This is a genomic window from Pedobacter sp. MR2016-19 (assembly GCF_014947265.1).
GTDB lineage: Bacteria > Bacteroidota > Bacteroidia > Sphingobacteriales > Sphingobacteriaceae > Pedobacter.
This window is the reverse complement of the sequence record NZ_JADCNK010000005.1, coordinates 97,376-115,303: the sequence shown is the minus strand read 5'-3', so window position 1 is coordinate 115,303 and position 17,928 is coordinate 97,376. Positions and strand designations below refer to the sequence as shown.

15 protein-coding genes are annotated in these 17,928 nt (G+C 36.9%); 12 read left to right on the top strand and 3 right to left on the bottom strand.

Annotation, left to right across the window (positions count from 1 at the left end; genetic code table 11):
• From corA to bioB, 5 genes are all read left to right on the top strand, one after another.
• On the top strand, positions 1-1,122 hold the full coding sequence (gene corA / locus IM793_RS09365) for a magnesium/cobalt transporter CorA (protein ID WP_193420729.1): 1,122 nt from the start codon (positions 1-3) through the stop codon (positions 1,120-1,122).
• A 51-nt stretch (positions 1,123-1,173) separates the two neighbouring features.
• Entirely contained in the window at positions 1,174-1,416 is a 243-nt protein-coding gene (locus IM793_RS09360; RefSeq protein ID WP_193420728.1) for a type II toxin-antitoxin system ParD family antitoxin, read from the top strand.
• Positions 1,416-1,712 (top strand): type II toxin-antitoxin system RelE/ParE family toxin, encoded by a 297-nt coding sequence (locus tag IM793_RS25110; RefSeq protein WP_193420727.1) that lies wholly within the window; start codon positions 1,416-1,418, stop codon positions 1,710-1,712. The genes IM793_RS09360 and IM793_RS25110 overlap by 1 nt, the downstream gene beginning before the upstream one ends.
• A 51-nt stretch (positions 1,713-1,763) precedes the next feature.
• Positions 1,764-3,113, top strand: a complete 1,350-nt coding sequence (gene mgtE, locus IM793_RS09350) for a magnesium transporter (RefSeq protein WP_193420726.1) — start codon at positions 1,764-1,766, stop codon at positions 3,111-3,113.
• Between the two features lie 109 nt (positions 3,114-3,222).
• Positions 3,223-4,224 (top strand): biotin synthase BioB, encoded by a 1,002-nt coding sequence (bioB, locus tag IM793_RS09345; RefSeq protein WP_193420725.1) that lies wholly within the window; start codon positions 3,223-3,225, stop codon positions 4,222-4,224.
• A gap of 166 nt (positions 4,225-4,390) precedes the next feature.
• Here the strand turns inward: bioB and IM793_RS09340 are convergent, their stop codons facing one another.
• Positions 4,391-4,801, bottom strand: coding sequence for an organic hydroperoxide resistance protein (locus IM793_RS09340; RefSeq protein WP_193420724.1), 411 nt, complete (start codon positions 4,799-4,801; stop codon positions 4,391-4,393).
• A gap of 217 nt (positions 4,802-5,018) precedes the next feature.
• The gene (locus IM793_RS09335) at positions 5,019-7,178 is read right to left on the bottom strand and encodes an FUSC family membrane protein (RefSeq protein ID WP_193420723.1); all 2,160 of its coding nucleotides are present in this window, start codon (positions 7,176-7,178) and stop codon (positions 5,019-5,021) included.
• 739 nt (positions 7,179-7,917) lie between these two features.
• Here IM793_RS09335 and IM793_RS09330 point away from each other — a divergent pair.
• From IM793_RS09330 to IM793_RS09315, 4 genes are all read left to right on the top strand, one after another.
• Entirely contained in the window at positions 7,918-8,139 is a 222-nt protein-coding gene (locus IM793_RS09330; protein WP_193420722.1) for a hypothetical protein, read from the top strand.
• Complete coding sequence (locus IM793_RS09325) at positions 8,139-8,426, top strand: type II toxin-antitoxin system YafQ family toxin (protein ID WP_227256196.1); 288 nt, start codon at positions 8,139-8,141, stop codon at positions 8,424-8,426. The genes IM793_RS09330 and IM793_RS09325 overlap by 1 nt, the downstream gene beginning before the upstream one ends.
• A 43-nt stretch (positions 8,427-8,469) precedes the next feature.
• The gene (locus IM793_RS09320; protein WP_193420721.1) at positions 8,470-9,822 is read left to right on the top strand and encodes a PhoH family protein; all 1,353 of its coding nucleotides are present in this window, start codon (positions 8,470-8,472) and stop codon (positions 9,820-9,822) included.
• Between the two features lie 99 nt (positions 9,823-9,921).
• The gene (locus IM793_RS09315; RefSeq protein ID WP_193420720.1) at positions 9,922-10,641 is read left to right on the top strand and encodes a hypothetical protein; all 720 of its coding nucleotides are present in this window, start codon (positions 9,922-9,924) and stop codon (positions 10,639-10,641) included.
• Between the two features lie 546 nt (positions 10,642-11,187).
• Here IM793_RS09315 and IM793_RS09310 read toward each other — a convergent pair.
• A complete protein-coding gene (locus IM793_RS09310; RefSeq protein ID WP_193420719.1) occupies positions 11,188-12,399 on the bottom strand; it encodes a TCR/Tet family MFS transporter in 1,212 nt (403 codons plus the stop codon).
• Between the two features lie 519 nt (positions 12,400-12,918).
• Here IM793_RS09310 and gyrA point away from each other — a divergent pair.
• The 3 genes from gyrA (at position 12,919) to IM793_RS09295 (ending at position 17,867) form a co-directional block, all read left to right on the top strand.
• On the top strand, positions 12,919-15,510 hold the full coding sequence (gene gyrA, locus IM793_RS09305) for a DNA gyrase subunit A (protein WP_193420718.1): 2,592 nt from the start codon (positions 12,919-12,921) through the stop codon (positions 15,508-15,510).
• 25 nt (positions 15,511-15,535) lie between these two features.
• Positions 15,536-16,624 carry a tetratricopeptide repeat protein gene (locus IM793_RS09300; protein ID WP_193420717.1) on the top strand — a complete coding sequence of 363 codons (1,089 nt, stop codon included), beginning with the start codon at positions 15,536-15,538 and terminating at the stop codon, positions 16,622-16,624.
• A 97-nt stretch (positions 16,625-16,721) separates the two neighbouring features.
• Entirely contained in the window at positions 16,722-17,867 is a 1,146-nt protein-coding gene (locus IM793_RS09295; protein ID WP_193420716.1) for a lipopolysaccharide assembly protein LapB, read from the top strand.
• Positions 17,868-17,928 lie beyond the last annotated feature (61 nt).

The window sequence follows — 17,928 nt, the reverse complement described above, 5'->3', positions numbered from 1 at the left end:
ATGGGAAAAAGCAAGCCACGTAACCGTCATAAACACTATAAAGTTCCAGCGCCTGGCACCAGTCCGGGTTTGTACGCCATCGATGAAGATGCATTAAAGCCACGCATTGTATTGCACACTTATAATGATAAGAGTTATAAGAAAACCGAACTGGAAAACATTAATAACATCGATAAACTGATCGAGAACAAAGATTTTTATTACTGGTTCGATATCAAAGGTTTGGCTGATCCCGATATATTTGAAACCCTCTACGATAAATTAGACATTAGCAGGCTCGTGCTTGAAGATATTACGAGTTCTTATCAGCGGCCTAAACTGGATGAATATGATAATGATAAGTATATTTTTTCAGTAAGCAGGCATTTATATTTAGGTGAGGATAATGTGCTCTGCAATGATCAGATTTCCTTTATTTTATCGGAACGGACATTGATTACCTTCCAGGAAACTTATGCAGATTGTTTTGAACCGGTAAGGAAACGTTTGGAAATAGGGAAGGGCAATATCCGCATTGGTGGCAGCAGCTACTTAATGTACGCAATTATGGATGTGATTGTAGATAATTATTTTAGCCTTTTAAATTTTTGGGGTGAAGAATTAGATGCAATTGAAGACCGCTTATATGATCATCCTGATAAAAGGATCATGTACGATACACAGGCCATAAAAAGATCTTTGATCACAATTAGGAAAGTAACCTGGCCGGAAAGAGATAAATTGAACGATATTATCCGTACGGACAGTCCTTTGATATCCGATCTGACTAAGACCTATATGAAAGATGCTTACGACCATTGCATCCAGATCATTGATTTTATTGAATCCTTAAAGGAGATTGCTTCTGCCAATATTGATATGAATTTATCGATCATCAGTAACCGGATGAACGAAATTATGAAGGTATTGACCATTATTTCGTCCATATTTATTCCATTAACCTTTATTGCAGGGATATATGGAATGAATTTCAGCAGGGAAGATCCTGCAACAGGAAAAATACTGAAAGATAATATGCCTGAACTATATGCGGCACACGGTTATTTATACACCTGGATTGTGATGGCGGTGATTGCAGTTTTGCAGGTAATTTATTTTTGGCGTAAAGGTTGGTTTAAATAAAATTTGTTAAATAATACCAATTATTGGTATATTTAATTAAATAATATAATTATGGGACGAAATACATCAATCCTGCTAGGCGATCATTTCGATAATTTTATCAACGAAAAAATTGCTTCTGGTAAATTTAATTCTGCAAGCGAGGTGATTAGAACAAGCTTAAGACTTTTAGAAGAAGAAGAAAAGCAGATCGAATTGTTGCGTGAAGCTTTAAAAGTTGGTGAGGAAGGTGGGTTTGTAAAAGATTTCGACCCCGTTAAACACTTGCAAGAGTTACACCGCAAGCATTTATAATGGTTACCTACCATATTAGTAAGCCTGCACAGATAGATCTTGAAGATATTTGGTTATATACATTTAAGAATTGGTCTAAAGATCAGGTAGATAGATATTACAGTTTATTACTTAGTGAGTGTGAATATATATCAAATCATTTTGAACATGGAAAAGTAATGGATCATATATTAATGGGATACAGATGTTCGGCGGTTAAATCTCACCTAATATTCTATAAGTTGGGAAAGGATGGCTTAGTGGAAATAATCAGGATTTTACATCAAATGACTAATATTAAAAGTCACTTATTGTGAAAAATAAATTTTTAATATTTGTAGCTTTAGGGCGTTTTGGTTAGGTTATAGATGCAGTCATTCGAAATAGATAAAAGCGACGTACTCAAGGTTAAAAATGCAATTTTAGCCGGTGATGAAACTTTAAAAATAGTTTTAGAGGAATATCATGCCTCAGAAATCGCGATTTTGTTCGAACGTTTGGATAAATCCGAACAACGGCATATTATTAACCTACTTCCGGCAGAAATCGCTTCCGAAATTATTTCGGAAATGGATGAAGAATCCCATCCGGAGGATTTACTCTTTGAGCTTCACCCCGATAAACGTACCGAAATTGTTGAGGAGCTGGATTATGATGATGCAACGGACATTATTTCGCAACTGGAAGACCACGAGCAGAAAGAAATTCTGGAAGATCTTACCGAAGATCATGCTTCAGAAATCAGGAACCTTTTAACTTACGACGAAAAAACCGCTGGTGGTTTGATGAACACAGAACTGATCTGTGTAAACATCAACCTCACTAAAAAAGATGCAATTGAAGAGATTATCCGCCAGAGCGAAGAAATGGAGGAGTTTTACACCATTTATGTGGTAGATGACGAGGAGATTTTTAAAGGCATTGTTTCGTTAAAAGATATTATAAAGGCAAAACATAATGCCAAAATAACTGAACTGGTTAAAATAGATGCCGTTTACGTGCATCCCGATACCGACCAGGAAGAAGTAGCCAACCTCATTTCTCAATATAATTTAACCAGTATCCCGGTAATAGATGATCATCAGAAATTATTGGGAAGGGTAACTTTCGATGACGTGATCGATGTAATGGAAGCGGAAAGTACAGAAGATATCTTGAAAATTTCAGGGGTATCGGAAGATGAGGAATTAAGTGGTAACTGGGTAGAAGCGGTAAAATCGCGTCTACCATGGTTAATCATCAACTTGGGCACGGCTTTTTTAGCTTCATCAGTAGTGCGATATTTCGATCCCACCATTAAATTAATCCCTTCCTTAGCAGCTTACATGACCATTATTGCCGGGATGGGCGGAAATGCAGCCACCCAAGCGCTTGCTGTAACTGTAAGGCGTATTTCGCTATATGATTTAACAGATAAGCAAGCTTATAGAACCGTTTTAAAAGAGTTTACCGTAGGCTTGATCAATGGGGCATCAAACGGAATAATTGTATTTATTTTTGCGTTCTTTTTTGATGGGAACCCAATGCTCGGTTTGGTTATCTTCCTGGCTATGACGGGTAATTTGGTTATTGCGGGTATCACTGGTGCAGGTATTCCACTTATTTTAAAACGTGTAGGTATCGATCCTGCCATTGCATCATCTATAATTATTACTACTTTTACCGATGTTTTTGGCTTCCTATTAATTTTAGGATTGGCCAGCAAACTTTTACTATAATCGGGATTTGCTTGATTTTAGGAGTTCGGTATCTTTATCCGAAAGACTGAATTGGCTGCCTGCTAATTAACTAAGACGAATAAAATTAAATCTGTAAAATCTGATCCACATGCAAACAACAAGACACGATTGGACAAAAGAAGAAATATACGACATTTATAACAGGCCATTTTTAGATCTGGTTTACGAAGCTGCAACTATCCACAGAGAGAATAAAGATTACAATGAAGTTCAGGTAAGTTCATTAATCTCGATCAAAACCGGAGGTTGTGCCGAAGATTGTTCATATTGCCCACAAGCTGCCCGTTACCACACCGAGTTAGAAGTACAACCTTTAATGCAGGTTGGACAGGTAGTTAGTGCTGCTGTTAAAGCTAAAGAAGGTGGCGCATCACGTTTGTGTATGGGTGCTGCCTGGCGCGAAGTGCGCGATAACCGCGATTTCGACCGCGTAATTGAAATGGTTAAAGCGGTTAATGATATGGATATGGAAGTTTGCTGTACCTTGGGTATGCTTACTGAAAACCAGGCGCAGCGATTAGCAGATGCCGGTTTATATGCTTATAACCATAATATCGATACTTCGGAAGATGATTATAAACGCATCATCTCAACCAGAACTTACGATGACCGTTTAAATACCATTAAAAACGTGCGTAAAGCTAAATTAACGGTATGTAGTGGTGGTATTATCGGTTTAGGTGAAACTGTAGAAGACCGTGTCTCAATGTTGCAGACTTTATCGAATATGGAAAAACATCCTGAATCGGTTCCGGTTAATGCTTTAGTTCCGGTAAAAGGAACGCCTTTGGAAAATCAACCGCGTGTTCCAATCTGGGATATGGTAAGGATGATTGCTACTGCACGGATCGTAATGCCAAATTCGGTAGTGCGCTTATCAGCTGGTAGAAATGAAATGAGTACGCTGGAACAGGCTTTCTGCTTTATGGCCGGTGCAAGTTCTATTTTTGCAGGCGATAAATTATTAACTACACCAAATCCTGCTTTTGTAGATGATATGGCTATGTTTGAACTATTAGGTTTGAAAACCCGTGATGCCTTTAAAAATGGCAGACCTGCAAATACAAGGATTGAACAAGAAGCTGTTTAGCTAGAAAATATAATCCAAAAAAAAAAGTCCCGACTAAAACCGGGACTTTTTTGTTGCTATTTTTCATAAATAGTGGTGTCAGATATTACTAACTGACATTAAGTTAACTCCTGTTTTAAAGTCAGATGGTAACATCTGACCTCACAACTCAGTAAGATGTGTTTTACTAGACTGCAGTAACCCTTACTTCAATATTTCCTTTAGTTGCTTTCGAATATGGACAGGCCCGATGTGCCTTATCAGCCAGAACTTGTGCTTCCTCATGAGAAATCCCTGGAATATGAACATCCAGATCAGCAGAAAGTACAAAAGAGTTTCCGTCTTTATTAAAAGAAACCAATACTTTCACATTTGCTTCGCTAATATCAACACCTTCACGTTCCGCAACTGAGCCTAACGCTCCAAGATAACACGGCCCCCAGGCAGCAGCAAAAAGCTCTTCGGGGTTTGTAGCACCTCCTTGCCCTCCAAGTTCTTTTGGTTTTCTTAGCTCTAAATCTAAAATTCCATCACTTGATTTAATGTGTCCGTCTCTTCCTCCAGTAGCTGTAACTTCAGCTGTATATAGCTTTTCCATAATAATTTCTTAATTGATTAAGTTTAACAAATTATACTTGTCTTTGTTTTTAGTAGCCGCAAAGATTGCCTAATCATACCGCCGGAGGATATATAAAATTTAATGTAAGCCGATTCGGGCGGCTATCAGAAATGTTGTTAAGATCTTAAATAATTTGTTTTGCAGCTTTCCATTTTAGCAGGTGCCTAGGTGACCACTTAGCAAGAAGTTTTTTTAACTAAAGTTTTATTTTTACCGATAGTTTGTAGATGTCGTAAGCAACCTTCTGGATCAGATCGAATTGCTCCGGAATTAAATCTTCACCTTTTTTTATTCCCAAACCATTGTCGTTTAACCTGATTAAGGGTACATTATCAATGGTATTGGTTCCCTGCTCCAAATTATCAATTGATGTATCCAATAAATAATTGGTGTTATTGGCAAGAGGTTTTAGGTTATCGAAACTTTCGAAGATAAATTGATGCTCCTTATTGTAGAGCGAAAGTGTGGCAACATAAGAAGACAATAAATGACTTAAAGCTGTAAACTGATGCACCTCTTTTATGAACAACTGTTTGCTTTTGGGTTCAGAAAACATTCTTTGAAACAGGGAAGCCAAGTTTGCCGTGCTTACATACACTTCTTTCCGTGCCAGTTTATATTCCGTTCTGTTATAATTTTTCTCAAAATACAACTTAATTACCTGTTCATAATAAGCCTTATTTGCTCTTAAGATGTTGATCATAGCCTCTTTGAGCTTTTCATACTCCCAGGTTGGGAATAAAGAATAACTGGCCAATAACGCAATGCCGGAGCCTATAAAAGTATCGTAAATCCTTTCACGGGCCAGCGCTATTGATCCCATACCCAGGAAATCAAAGAGGATTAAGATATAGGGTGTCATAAATAGGACACTCACTACATAATTTTTCCTTTGGAAACTATAACAGCCAATCATGCAGATTAACAGAATCACGAATAAAGTGTTTCGATCGTGAATGTAAGTTATTACGGCCATACCAATAAAGGCCCCAACTGTGGTGCCGATTAAACGTTGATAGTTACGTTCTTTGGTTAAACTAAAACCCGGTTTCGAAATTACCAGGATGGTGAGCAGAATCCAGTAACTATGCGAGAAGTTGAGGATCTGAGCCACTATAAAACCCAACAACATCACCACGGTAACCCGTAGCGAATGCCTGAAAGTAGAGGAAGTGTAGGTTAAATTCTCTGAAAATAGTTTAAAATCGAATTTTTGTCTGGTGATAAATTTCTCTGTATCTACATCAGCCTGCCGAATATCTTTGCTGTTTCTGATTTTAAAATAGCTGAAAATAGTTTTAACCCTCGATAGAATATTCTCAATATTCACTTCAATATTCTTTAAGGCAATAATACCCAAAGTATTGTACTCCTGATTCTGATTATTCTTTTCCAGATCGTTAATTTTGATCTTTAACCTTTCAATCTCAATCAGTAAACGTTTGGAAACAACAGGTGTCCCACCACTTTTTAGTGCAAATGAAATATCATCAAGGGCATACGAAATCCGCTTAATGGCCATTTCATAATCTGATAATATGCCTGCTTTATCAAACTGATCGTGCAACTGCTCATAATTATAATAGGTAGACATTACCTGCTCAAACAGATCAACCATATCTACAAATACCAATAATAAAAATCTGCCCTCAGGAGTAGAATCTCTTACAATTTCGCGAGTTCTAAATAGTAATTCTCTTACGGCATCTTGTTTTTCATGAACTGAAACCTGGAGCTGTAATAAATCCGAATAGGTTTTATCGTAATTGTTGTTCTGATGATAAAACTTAGCTTTTTCGCGCAGAAAATCTGCAACCTCTAAAATAGAATCACTTAACGATTGCTGTACCAAACGGAAAGGACGTAATCTATACACAAAATAGCTTAAACCAGTATACCAAAGTCCACCAGCCAGAACCATAAAAGCGTATAATAATACTTCTTGCCATGGACGAATATCATCAATGCTCAATACCATAATCAACAAAACTGCAGTACCAACTGATGCAGCCCTAACCCCATAGATGTAAAACATCGAAAATACAAAACTCGATACAGCCAATAAAAAACCGATAAAATAATGGTTTTTGTTGGTTAACCCGGTTATGATGGAAAAGGTAAATATGAGTGCTGTGGTAATCAGCATGGCATTTCTCCGGTGGACCATTGGCCCCGGACTATCTACCACACTTACACACAATGCCCCAAGCGATAAGGTCATCCCGTACTTTAACATGCCAAACTGGGCCAGAATTAAAGAGGGGAGCAGCACGCCAATAGTAATACGGAGACCGTCGGCAAAATACGTACTCAATAAAAAGTCTTGTATATTTCTAATGGGTTGCCTGATCTGCATGTTACAAACATAACATAATAGCGAAGTTTTTTGTTGTGATTAAAATTAAGTTTTTTTTCTTTTTTTCATTTTTAAGCAGAAAAATAATAACTGTCTGATTGATAAATTGATAAGCTATGTTTATAAGTTCAATTGTTATTATTGTTAATAACCTTATAAGATGCAGTAATTTTGTTGTGAAAACGAAGATTTTTAAAAACTAACATGTTGATAAACAGTATTTTTAAGTGGATAACTTTGTTTATAAAAACGTTTACTTTTCTCTTGACAAAAGTGTGTTTTCGTACTAAATTAGATCATATCAAATACGAAGTACTTTGAATTCTGACAAAACAATCCAAAAGAGATAAAGAACCGAAAGGAGAATTGTTTCGGATAGTTTACAGGGAAAACGATTAATTTCAGAAAGGGTTAAACCGAGTAAGGATATACATGACCACCGCAAGGTTGGAGAATGAGAAAATCGAACAGGCCCAAACAGAGCTTATGGAAAACCGAGAAGTTTACGGACGGAAGAGTTGGAAATAAATTTTCACGGATCGCAAAAGTTGCAAAACCTAATGATAACGGAAAAATCAAAGTAACAAGAATTAGATGCTTTAAAATACAGCTATGGTTGTTTTTAAAGTTAAAACGGGGAAAGAATCGAAAGAAGAAGGTCCCCGTTTTTATTTTGCCTAAAAATTTGCTCCACTCTTAAATATTAAAAAAATGTATATTTGTATATAAATACATTACCATGGAAAGCTTTGTAATACATATACCTTCTAAAAAAGCTAATTTAGTTAAAGCGCTTTTAAAGGAACTTGGGGTTACTTTAAAAGCTTTAGATCCTAACTTAGAAGATTGCAATAAAAATCATGTTCCCAACGAGGAAACCATTAAAGCAATGACAGAAGTTAAAGAGTGGAAAGGTGTAAAATTCGCTACAGCAAGCGATTTATTTGCAAGTATTAAATAATGTATCAAATTGTTGCCTCCAACAAATTTCTTAAAGATTTAAAACTACTTAAGAAAAGATCATTAAAGGATTTTGCCCTGCTGCAAGACGTTGTAACAATACTAACCGAAGAGGGACATTTAGGATTAAGTAGAAAACATTTCGCCCATAAATTAACTGGAAATTTTAGCGGTTATTGGGAATGCCATATCAAGCCAGATTTACTTTTGATCTGGGATGAAAACGAAGCAATAAAATTGATAGAATTAATTCGAACAGGCACCCATATTAAGACCAAAAAAGAATAGCCAATTCTTCTGCTAATTATCCCTAAAATATTAAATTTACCAAATGGCCAAAAAAGGTAAATCAATCTCCCATCCATCAAAAAAAATATTCGTTTTAGATACCTCGGTTATTTTATACGATCATGATGCGATAAATAACTTCCATGAGCATGATGTGGCCATTCCCATTCAGGTTTTAGAAGAGCTTGATAATTTCAAAAGCGGTAATGATACCCGGAACTTCGAGGCCAGAAGTTTTATCCGTCTGATAGATGAAACTTCAAAACAAAAACTGATCAGCGACTGGATTTCGCTAAAAAGTCCGGATTCCGGTAAATTTAGGGTAGTACTGAACGAGAAACCTTTAATTGTAGATGCAGAGAACATTTATGGAAAAGGCAAAACAGACCATAAAATTTTAAATGCTGCATTAAGCTTAAAAGAGGAGCATCCTGATAAAAAAGTAATCCTGGTATCGAAAGACATTTGCCTGAGGTTAAAAGCAAAAGCACTCGATTTAAATGCGGAAGATTATGAAACGGGTAAAATTAAAAATGTAGATGAGCTTTATGCGGGCAAAACAGAACTGGTTGATTTCCCTGTCGAAGTGATAGAAGAGGTAAAAAAACATACTTTTATAGATGCAACTGATTTAGGATTACCGCCTAAAAATGCCAATCACTTTTATATTCTAAAAAACAAAAGAAAAACCGCTAACATATTTTACAATAACAGTTTAAAAACCATCTCGACCGTTTCTACTGATGCCATTTTTAAGATCAAACCCAAAAATATAGAACAGGCATTTGCCATTCATGCCCTTTTAGATCCCGAAATCAAGCTGGTAAGTATTCAGGGTAATGCCGGAACCGGAAAAACCTTGTTGGCGCTGGCCAGCGCTTTAGAACAGCGTAAAAATTTCAGACAGATTTATGTTACCCGGCCGATCGTTTCCTTGAGCAATAAAGATATCGGCTTCCTTCCAGGCGATGCAAAATCAAAAACAGATCCTTTTATGGCGCCGATATGGGATAACCTGCGTTTTATTAAAGAACAGTTTACTGGCGATGATAAAATGTCGGAAAAGATTGATGAGCTGATTACGACCGAGAAAATAGCCATAGCCCCTTTGGCATTTATAAGAGGCAGAACACTGACCAAAATCTTCTTTATCATTGATGAAGCGCAGAATCTTACACCACATGAAGTTAAAACGATCATTTCGAGGGCAGGGGAGCACACTAAAATTGTTTTTACGGGCGATATTTACCAGATTGATACCCCTTACCTTGATTCAGAAAGTAATGGCCTGTCTTATTTAATTGAAAACGCGAAAAATCATCCCCTTTATGCCCATATAACCTTGCAAAAAGGCGAAAGGAGTGAGTTGGCCAATTTGGCAAATGCCTTACTTTAGTTTATTCTGAATACAAAATTTATATTTCTACACCATTAAAATTCTATTCTATTGGGTTCCATGTTCTCTTTGTTCTTCATCATTATTGTAATTCGGGTAATGAATAAATATCTGGATAAGGATTCTGGTAAATTAACTGTAATGGATAACCCAAACAACGGAACTAATAAAATTGAGAATTTTAGTCCTCTGGTTTTTCATTTAGTTATCATTGTATTGATTTTAATTTCATGTTTCACACCAGGAATTTTAAATGCACAAAGAATCAAAATCCTGATAGCTGATGGTGTTTTTCAGTTTGTAAGTACAATGCTGATTGTGATCATTGGATTGATAAATCCTTTTATATCTTTTTCACCTGAAACAAGATCAAAGCTCGAACAGAAAGCCTCTGAAGCTGATTTTGAATGGATGAAATGGCTTTTAGTAAATAAGAACTGGCAGTTATTGAAAGCGTTTTTTTGTATTGTTATAGTTGCTTATTTTATTTATAAAGGTTATCTGGTTATTCCAAACCTGAACCAAGGGACGCTATCAGGAATTGCAATCTTTTTAATTTTGTTTTTTGTATTCGGAAATCTCATTCAACTGATTAAAGATCCGGTACTTTTTAAAAGAAAAACCCTTTTCAGATTATCAATGCTTTATCGCTCATTTAAGCTTTCCTTTTTTATATCGGCAGGATCAATCCTGGTCATTTTTTTAGCTGCTACAATCCTTAAATTAGATATTGATAAGCTGGTAAATATCCAGGGGATAATTCTTTTGGTTTACAATATGGTTATGGCTTATAACGAATACAGGGTATTGAATGCTTAGCTTAATGGTATTTTCTTAACGACCTAAGCGCTATAAACAAACCAATCAACGTTGACATGGCACTCAATATAAACGGTGCTCCTGGAAAATAAACAGTTGCTTTGCCTTCTGCTAATTTAGAGAATGAACTGTTATAGTGATTTGTTCCCCGCAAATTCCGCAGAAAAGGTGCGCAGATTTAAGAGGATTTTTATAAATGTAATGTGGAGCTTTTAGCTGCCAAATCTGTATGATCTGCGTTTTTTATCTTCTCAAATCTGCGGGGAATTCATTAATGATATTTCTTCAAACTCCTTAAACAAATAAACAACCCAATTAACGTTAACACGGCACTCAATATACGGTATTCTTATTATGCTCCAAAAAGGGGAGTGCAGCAATTCGCTAATTTAGCGAATGAACTGTTTATAGTGATTTGTTTCCCGCAAATTCCGCAGAAAAGGTGCGCAGATTTAAGAGGATTTTTATAAATGTTAGCGTGGACCTTTTAGCTGCCAAACCTGTATAATCTGCGTTTTTTATCTTCTCAAATCTGCGGGGAACTCATTAATGATATTTCTTCAAACTTCTTAAACAAATAAACAACCCAATTAACGTTAACACAGCACTCAATATAAACGGTGCACCCGGAAAATAAACGGGTGCTTTGCCTTCTATAAAATAAGCAAAAATATGCGTCATCACCCACGGTGCAAATATGGCCGCCAAACTCTGTAAACCCGTTAAAACACCTTGCATTTCACCTTGGGCATTGGATGGGATCTGATTAGAGATTAAACCCTGCATCGCTGGCCCGCCGATTCCGGCCAAACCGTAAGGGAGCATAAAGGCAAACATCATCCAGCCTTTTGACGCAAAAGCAAAGGCTATAAAGCCGATTACATATAAAATCAGGCCAAAATAAACCGCTTTCTTTTCTCCAATTTTCGGCAAAATTACCCTGATTAAACCTCCCTGTACAATTCCAATCACCAAGCCCACAAAACCCAATGAGTAACCCACCCATGCGGCATCCCAGTCGAATTTTTCCATGGTATAAAACGTCCAGTTCGATTGAACCGAGTGACTTGCGAAGTACAATAAGAATAAAGTAATCATCAGCCCCAGTAAGGCAGGGTATTTACCGATACTAACCAGTGAGCCTATTGGGTTTGCTCTTTTCCATTCGAAAGCCCTGCGTTTTTCAACTGGTAATGACTCAGGTAATATAAAATAGCCATAAAGCCAGTTAATCAAAGATAAACCTGCAGCAACCATAAAAGGAACACGGGTACCAAAATGACTGAATGCACCACCTAAAACCGGACCTAAAATAAAACCTACACCAAAAGCAGCACCAACCAGACCGAAATTCTGCGCTCTTTTCTCAGGCGACGAAACATCAGCAATATAGGCCTGTGCAGTAGTAAAACTCGCTCCGGTAATCCCAGCGATAATCCTTCCAACAAATAACCAGGTAATGGAAGGGGCGAAGGCTAAAAAAATATAATCAATACCTAAGCCGAACAAAGAACTTAATAATACTGGCCTTCGTCCGTACCGATCGCTTAAAGCGCCAATAATCGGCGAAAAAATGAATTGTACTGATGCATAAGCAAGCGTAAGCCAGCCCCCATATTCTGCTGCCAACCCAAAACCGCCACCGGTAAAATCCTGTATAAGTTTAGGTAAAACCGGAATAATGATCCCAAAACCTGTAAAATCGATCAGGAGGGTTACCATAATAAAACTCATTGCAGATTTTTTCTCGTTTGCCATCTTATAAAAGGTTGAAAAGCAAAAGTATCAGAATTACCTAAGAATGTAAATTTTACTTTTACAAACCTATCAGGTTTTAAAAAAGCTGATAGGTTTAAAATAGGATCATAAATACAGAACCCCTGTTTATAAACCTGATATAGCGAAAAGCCCGCATCCCGATTTAAGCACCGTCTATGTTGTCTTTTATTGAGTGCTTGCTTGTTTCACAGGTTTCATCGGGGAGGACTTGGAGCGGTAGCAGGGCTGCAGACCGCCACCTACACGGTACCCTACATTTCCAAAAAAAAATATCAACCCAATCTGACAAACCTCGCAGTTTTCAAAAAGCTAAACAGGTCTAAATCAAAAACTCATAAACTAGCCTTCAATAACTTAAAATTACATCGGGAGTGAAAAACCTATAACAAAGGTCAAAAATTTTCCACAATGCCTTAATTCGGCATAATTTTGTTAAATTCGCAAGGTTATAGTAATACCCTTTTTTAATATCGTTTTAAGTAACGAGAATAATAATTTATGGCAGAAGATTTAGAAAATCAGCAGAACGACAAAATCATTCAAATTAACATAGAAGAGCAGATGAAATCGGCCTACATTGATTATTCAATGTCGGTTATCGTATCAAGGGCTTTGCCTGATGTACGCGATGGATTGAAACCAGTACACCGCCGTGTGCTCTACGGCATGTTGGGTTTAGGTGTAACCAGCGGAAAACCGTATAAAAAATCTGCCCGTATTGTGGGGGAGGTTTTAGGTAAGTATCACCCACACGGTGATGCATCTGTATATTTTACCATGGTTCGTATGGCTCAGGATTGGAGTTTACGTTATCCAATGGTAGATGGTCAGGGTAACTTTGGTCACATTGATGGTGACTCTCCGGCTGCAATGCGTTATACTGAGGCACGTTTTAGCAAACTTGCTGAAGAAATGGTTGCAGATATCAATAAAGATACAGTAGATTTTCAATTAAACTTTGATGATACAGAGCAGGAGCCAACGGTTTTACCTGCAAAAATACCTAATCTTTTAGTTAACGGTTCTTCCGGTATTGCGGTAGGTATGGCCACCAACATGGCGCCACACAACTTAACTGAAGCAATTGACGGTGTTATAAATTATATCGACAATAGAGATATCACGATAGAGGAATTAATGAAGTTTGTAAAAGCTCCCGATTTCCCTACAGGTGGTATTATTTATGGTTATACGGGTGTAAAAGAAGCATTTGAAACTGGCCGTGGACGTATTGTAATGCGTGCAAAAGCCGAAATCGAAAACATTAAAGACCGTGAAGTAATCATTGTTACCGAAATTCCGTACCAGGTAAATAAAGCACAAATGATTGAGCGTACTGCTGAATTGGTTGGCGAGAAAAAACTGGAAGGTATATCGAACATCAAAGACGAATCGAACAAAGATGGTATCCGCATCGTTTACGAAATTAAACGTGATGCAAATGCTTCTATCGTTTTAAACAACCTATATAAGTATACAGCTTTACAAACCTCTTTCAGTGTAAATAACATTGCATTGGTAAAAGGCCGTCCACAGATGTTGAATCTTAAAGATTTGATTGTTCATTTTGTGGATCACCGTCATGATGTAATTGTTCGCCGTACCAAATACGAATTGGCCGAGGCTGAAAAACGTGCACACATTTTAGAAGGTTATTTAATTGCTTTAGATCATTTAGATGAAGTAATTAAATTAATCCGTGCATCAGAAACGCCGGAGGAAGCCCGTTTAGGCTTAATGGAAAAATTCGGGCTGAGTGACCTTCAGGCACGTGCGATCCTGGATATGACATTGCGTCGTTTAACAGGACTAGAGCGTGATAAGATTAAAGAAGAATATGCTGAATTAATGAAAACCATCGATTACTTGAAATCTATTTTAGCAGATGAAGGTTTGCGTATGCAGATTATCAAGGATGAACTGGAAGAAGTGAAACAGAAATTTGGCGATGAACGCAGAACTACAATCGTTCACTCAGCCGAAGACATGAGTATGGAAGATTTCATCGACGATGAAGAAGTTGTGATCACCATTTCTCACGAGGGTTATGTTAAACGTACGCCAGCAAGCGAATTTAAAGCACAGGGAAGGGGCGGAAAAGGATCTAAAGGCAGTAACTCAAGAAATGAAGATTTTATTGAGCATATGCTGGTAGCTACCAACCACAATTACATGTTATTCTTTACCGAAGCCGGAAGGTGTTTCTGGTTGAGGGTGTACGAAATTCCGGAAGGTTCGAGAACCAGTAAAGGAAGAGCGATACAAAACATCATCAATATCCCGAAAGAAGAGAAAATTAAGGCGTATATCAAAGTTAAAAACCTTAAAGATCAGGAATACTTAGAGAACAATTTCATCATCATGTGTACTAAAAAAGGTACCATTAAGAAAACTTCTCTCGAAGCATATTCACGTCCACGTGTAAATGGTATCAATGCCATTAATATTAACGATGGCGATATCTTATTAGAAGCTTGTTTAACCAACGGTGAAAGCGAAATTGTAATGGCTTTACGCTCAGGAAGAGCCATCCGTTTCAATGAAAAAACCGTTCGTCCGATGGGTAGAACAGCTACAGGTGTTCGTGGTGTAAGACTTGCGCACGATCAGGATGAAGTTGTTGGCATGATTGCTGTAAACAATCCTGAAGTTACGGTGTTAGTAGTATCAGAAAAAGGTTACGGTAAACGTACTGATATTGAAGATTACCGTGTAACCAACCGTGGCGGTAAAGGTGTAAAAACAATTAATGTTACTGAAAAAACCGGGCAATTAGTTTCTATAAAAGACGTTACTGATAGCGAAGATTTGATGATCATTAACCGTTCAGGCATTGTAATCAGAATTCCGGTATCAGCATTAAGGGTAATGGGACGTGCAACACAAGGGGTTCGTTTAATATCGTTAAAAGGTGATGACGAGATTGCATCGGTTACTAAAATTGACCACGAAGAAGACGAAGAAGAAACAGTAGATTTAACAGATGTTATAGTTACAGACGGTGAAGAAATAGAAGCCGATACTACTCCGGAAGCTGATGATACTGAAGAAGAAGGCGAATCAGATAACGAAACGGAAAAAGAAAATTAACTAAATTAAGATTAGAATAAAAATTATGAAAAGAGTATTTCTAAGTATATTTCTAGCAGGTGCGGTAAGCGCTGCTTTTGCTCAGAAAAGTGAAGTAACCGCGGCAAAAAATGACTGGGGTTTATTCCAGTTAACTTCTTCAAGCGCTACAACTCCATTGGCAAAAAAACTTGAAGCGTTAGCTAAAGGCTTGGCCCATACTGATAAAGCCATTGCGGATGAAAAATCTAAAGTAATGCCTGAAGCATGGTCTTACCGTGCGCTATTTGCTTCTTCTTCAGCGATTTTAGATTCAACCAGTACTGCAAACGCTGATGCAAATTTGAAAATTGCACAAGAAGCTATTGCTGAAGCAAAAAAACTGGATACTAAAGGTGCTGAAAAAGACAACATCAGTTCAGCTGAAACGAATGTAAGCAATGCCGTTAGAAACGCTGGTGTAATCGCTTACAACAAAAAAGATTACAAAACAGCTTACGAAAAATTTGTTGCTGCTACGGTAATTAACCCACAAGATACTGCGATGTATTTAAATGCGGGTATTGCAGCAAGAAATATTGAAGATTATCCAGGTATGATTACCCAGTTTAAAAAAGTAATCTCTTTAAACTCACCACAATCTAAAGATTTATATTCTGAAATTATCAATGCTGTTTTAAGCAAGCAGAAAGATACTACAGCTGCTTTGGCCGTTATTAAAGAAGCAACTGCAAAATTCCCTGAAAATACCGACTGGATTAAAACTGAAACCCAGATCTATATTGATAGGGGTGATGCAGCAAAATCGGAGCAAATGTTGGTTGCTTTAGCTGCAAAAGAGCCAAATAACCCTAGCTATCAGGTTTTATTAGGTAATATCTATTTCAGCCAGGCTTTAAAATTACAGGCTGACAGAAATAAAATCGATCCTAAAAAAGTGAAAGAATTTAACGAAGTAACCGGTAAAATGAATGCTTTGTTAGATAAATCACTTCCATTTTACAAAAAAGCTTTAGAAGTTGATGCTAAAAACCAGGGTGCATTAGAAACATTGAAAACGATCTATGCTTTTAGAAATGACACTAAAAATTACGAAGATGTCAAGAAACGTTTAGATGCATTACCTAAACAATAATTCTGATACGATTTAAAAAAAGAGCCTTGAAATTTCGGGGCTCTTTTTTTTATGTTTATTTTTATGGTTTATTACGGTTTTATCACATCAATACATTATGCAGAATTGCCTTAAAATATCTTTAACCGCTTTAATTTTCGTCTCTTTTAATGCTGTAGCCCAAAAAAGTCAGATCCTCATTGCCAGAAATTCAGTCGGCAAACTTCAGGCATCTATAGCCAACAAAGAAGATGAGAAAAAGCAGTTAAGCATCATTACAGAAGGCTTAAAATCGATAGAATCTGCTGAAAAAGATAATAAAACCAAAAACTGGACAGAAACCTGGTCTATAAAATCCTACCTTACCTCATTTGCATCACTGATTGATACCGACCCGAACAATGCAAATAAATTTTACGACAGCGCAGTAGAGGCGGTTGCCAAAGCAAAAGCATTAGACCGTTACAATGATAATGCGGGACTTATTAAAGCGTCTGATCACAACATTTTAATCAAAAAGCAGGATAAGGGTAATGAAGCTTATTTTAACAACGAATTTAAAGAGGCTTTTGCCGACCTGAAAGAAGTTTCAGATAATTTTCCTGCCGATACTACTCTGGCGTTAAATACCGCGATTTGTGCATTAAATATTCAATCTTACGATGAATCTTTAACTTATTTTAAACGTGCAAAAGAAAATGGAATTAAAAATCCATCTGTTTTTCAGAAAATGGCTCAGATGTACGTAGTGAAATCAGAAAACGAAACCGCCATCAAAACTTTAGAAGATGGATTGGTTTTAAATCCATTTAACCGTTTTTTAACGAACGATTACATCAATCTTTTGCTTGACACAGAAAATTATAGTAAAGCACAGGGATTGATCGAAAATAATTTAAAAGTAGAAAAAGGAAATAAACTGCTTTATTTTCTATATGGTTACCTGCAACAGGTTGGTGGAAATAATGCTACAGCAATTTTAGCTTACGATAAAGCTTTAACCACAGACCAGAATTATTTCGATGCCTTGTACCAATTGAGTTTAGCTTATATCAATACGGCGAACGAAACTTTGCGCAAAAGCGATGCGGACAAAACCGAAAAATATAAAGGTCTAATTAACCGTGCACAATTTGCTTTACAACGTGCCAACGAAATTAATCCAAACGATAAGAAAACTGTACAGTTGCTGATAGATATCTATAACAAAAAAGGCGCAACAGATAAGGCACAGGAACTTAACCGCAAACTTCAGGAACTGTAATTTTATAGAGAATCTAACGAGAATAGGATAGTGTTAGAAAACACAACTTAACATAATATTA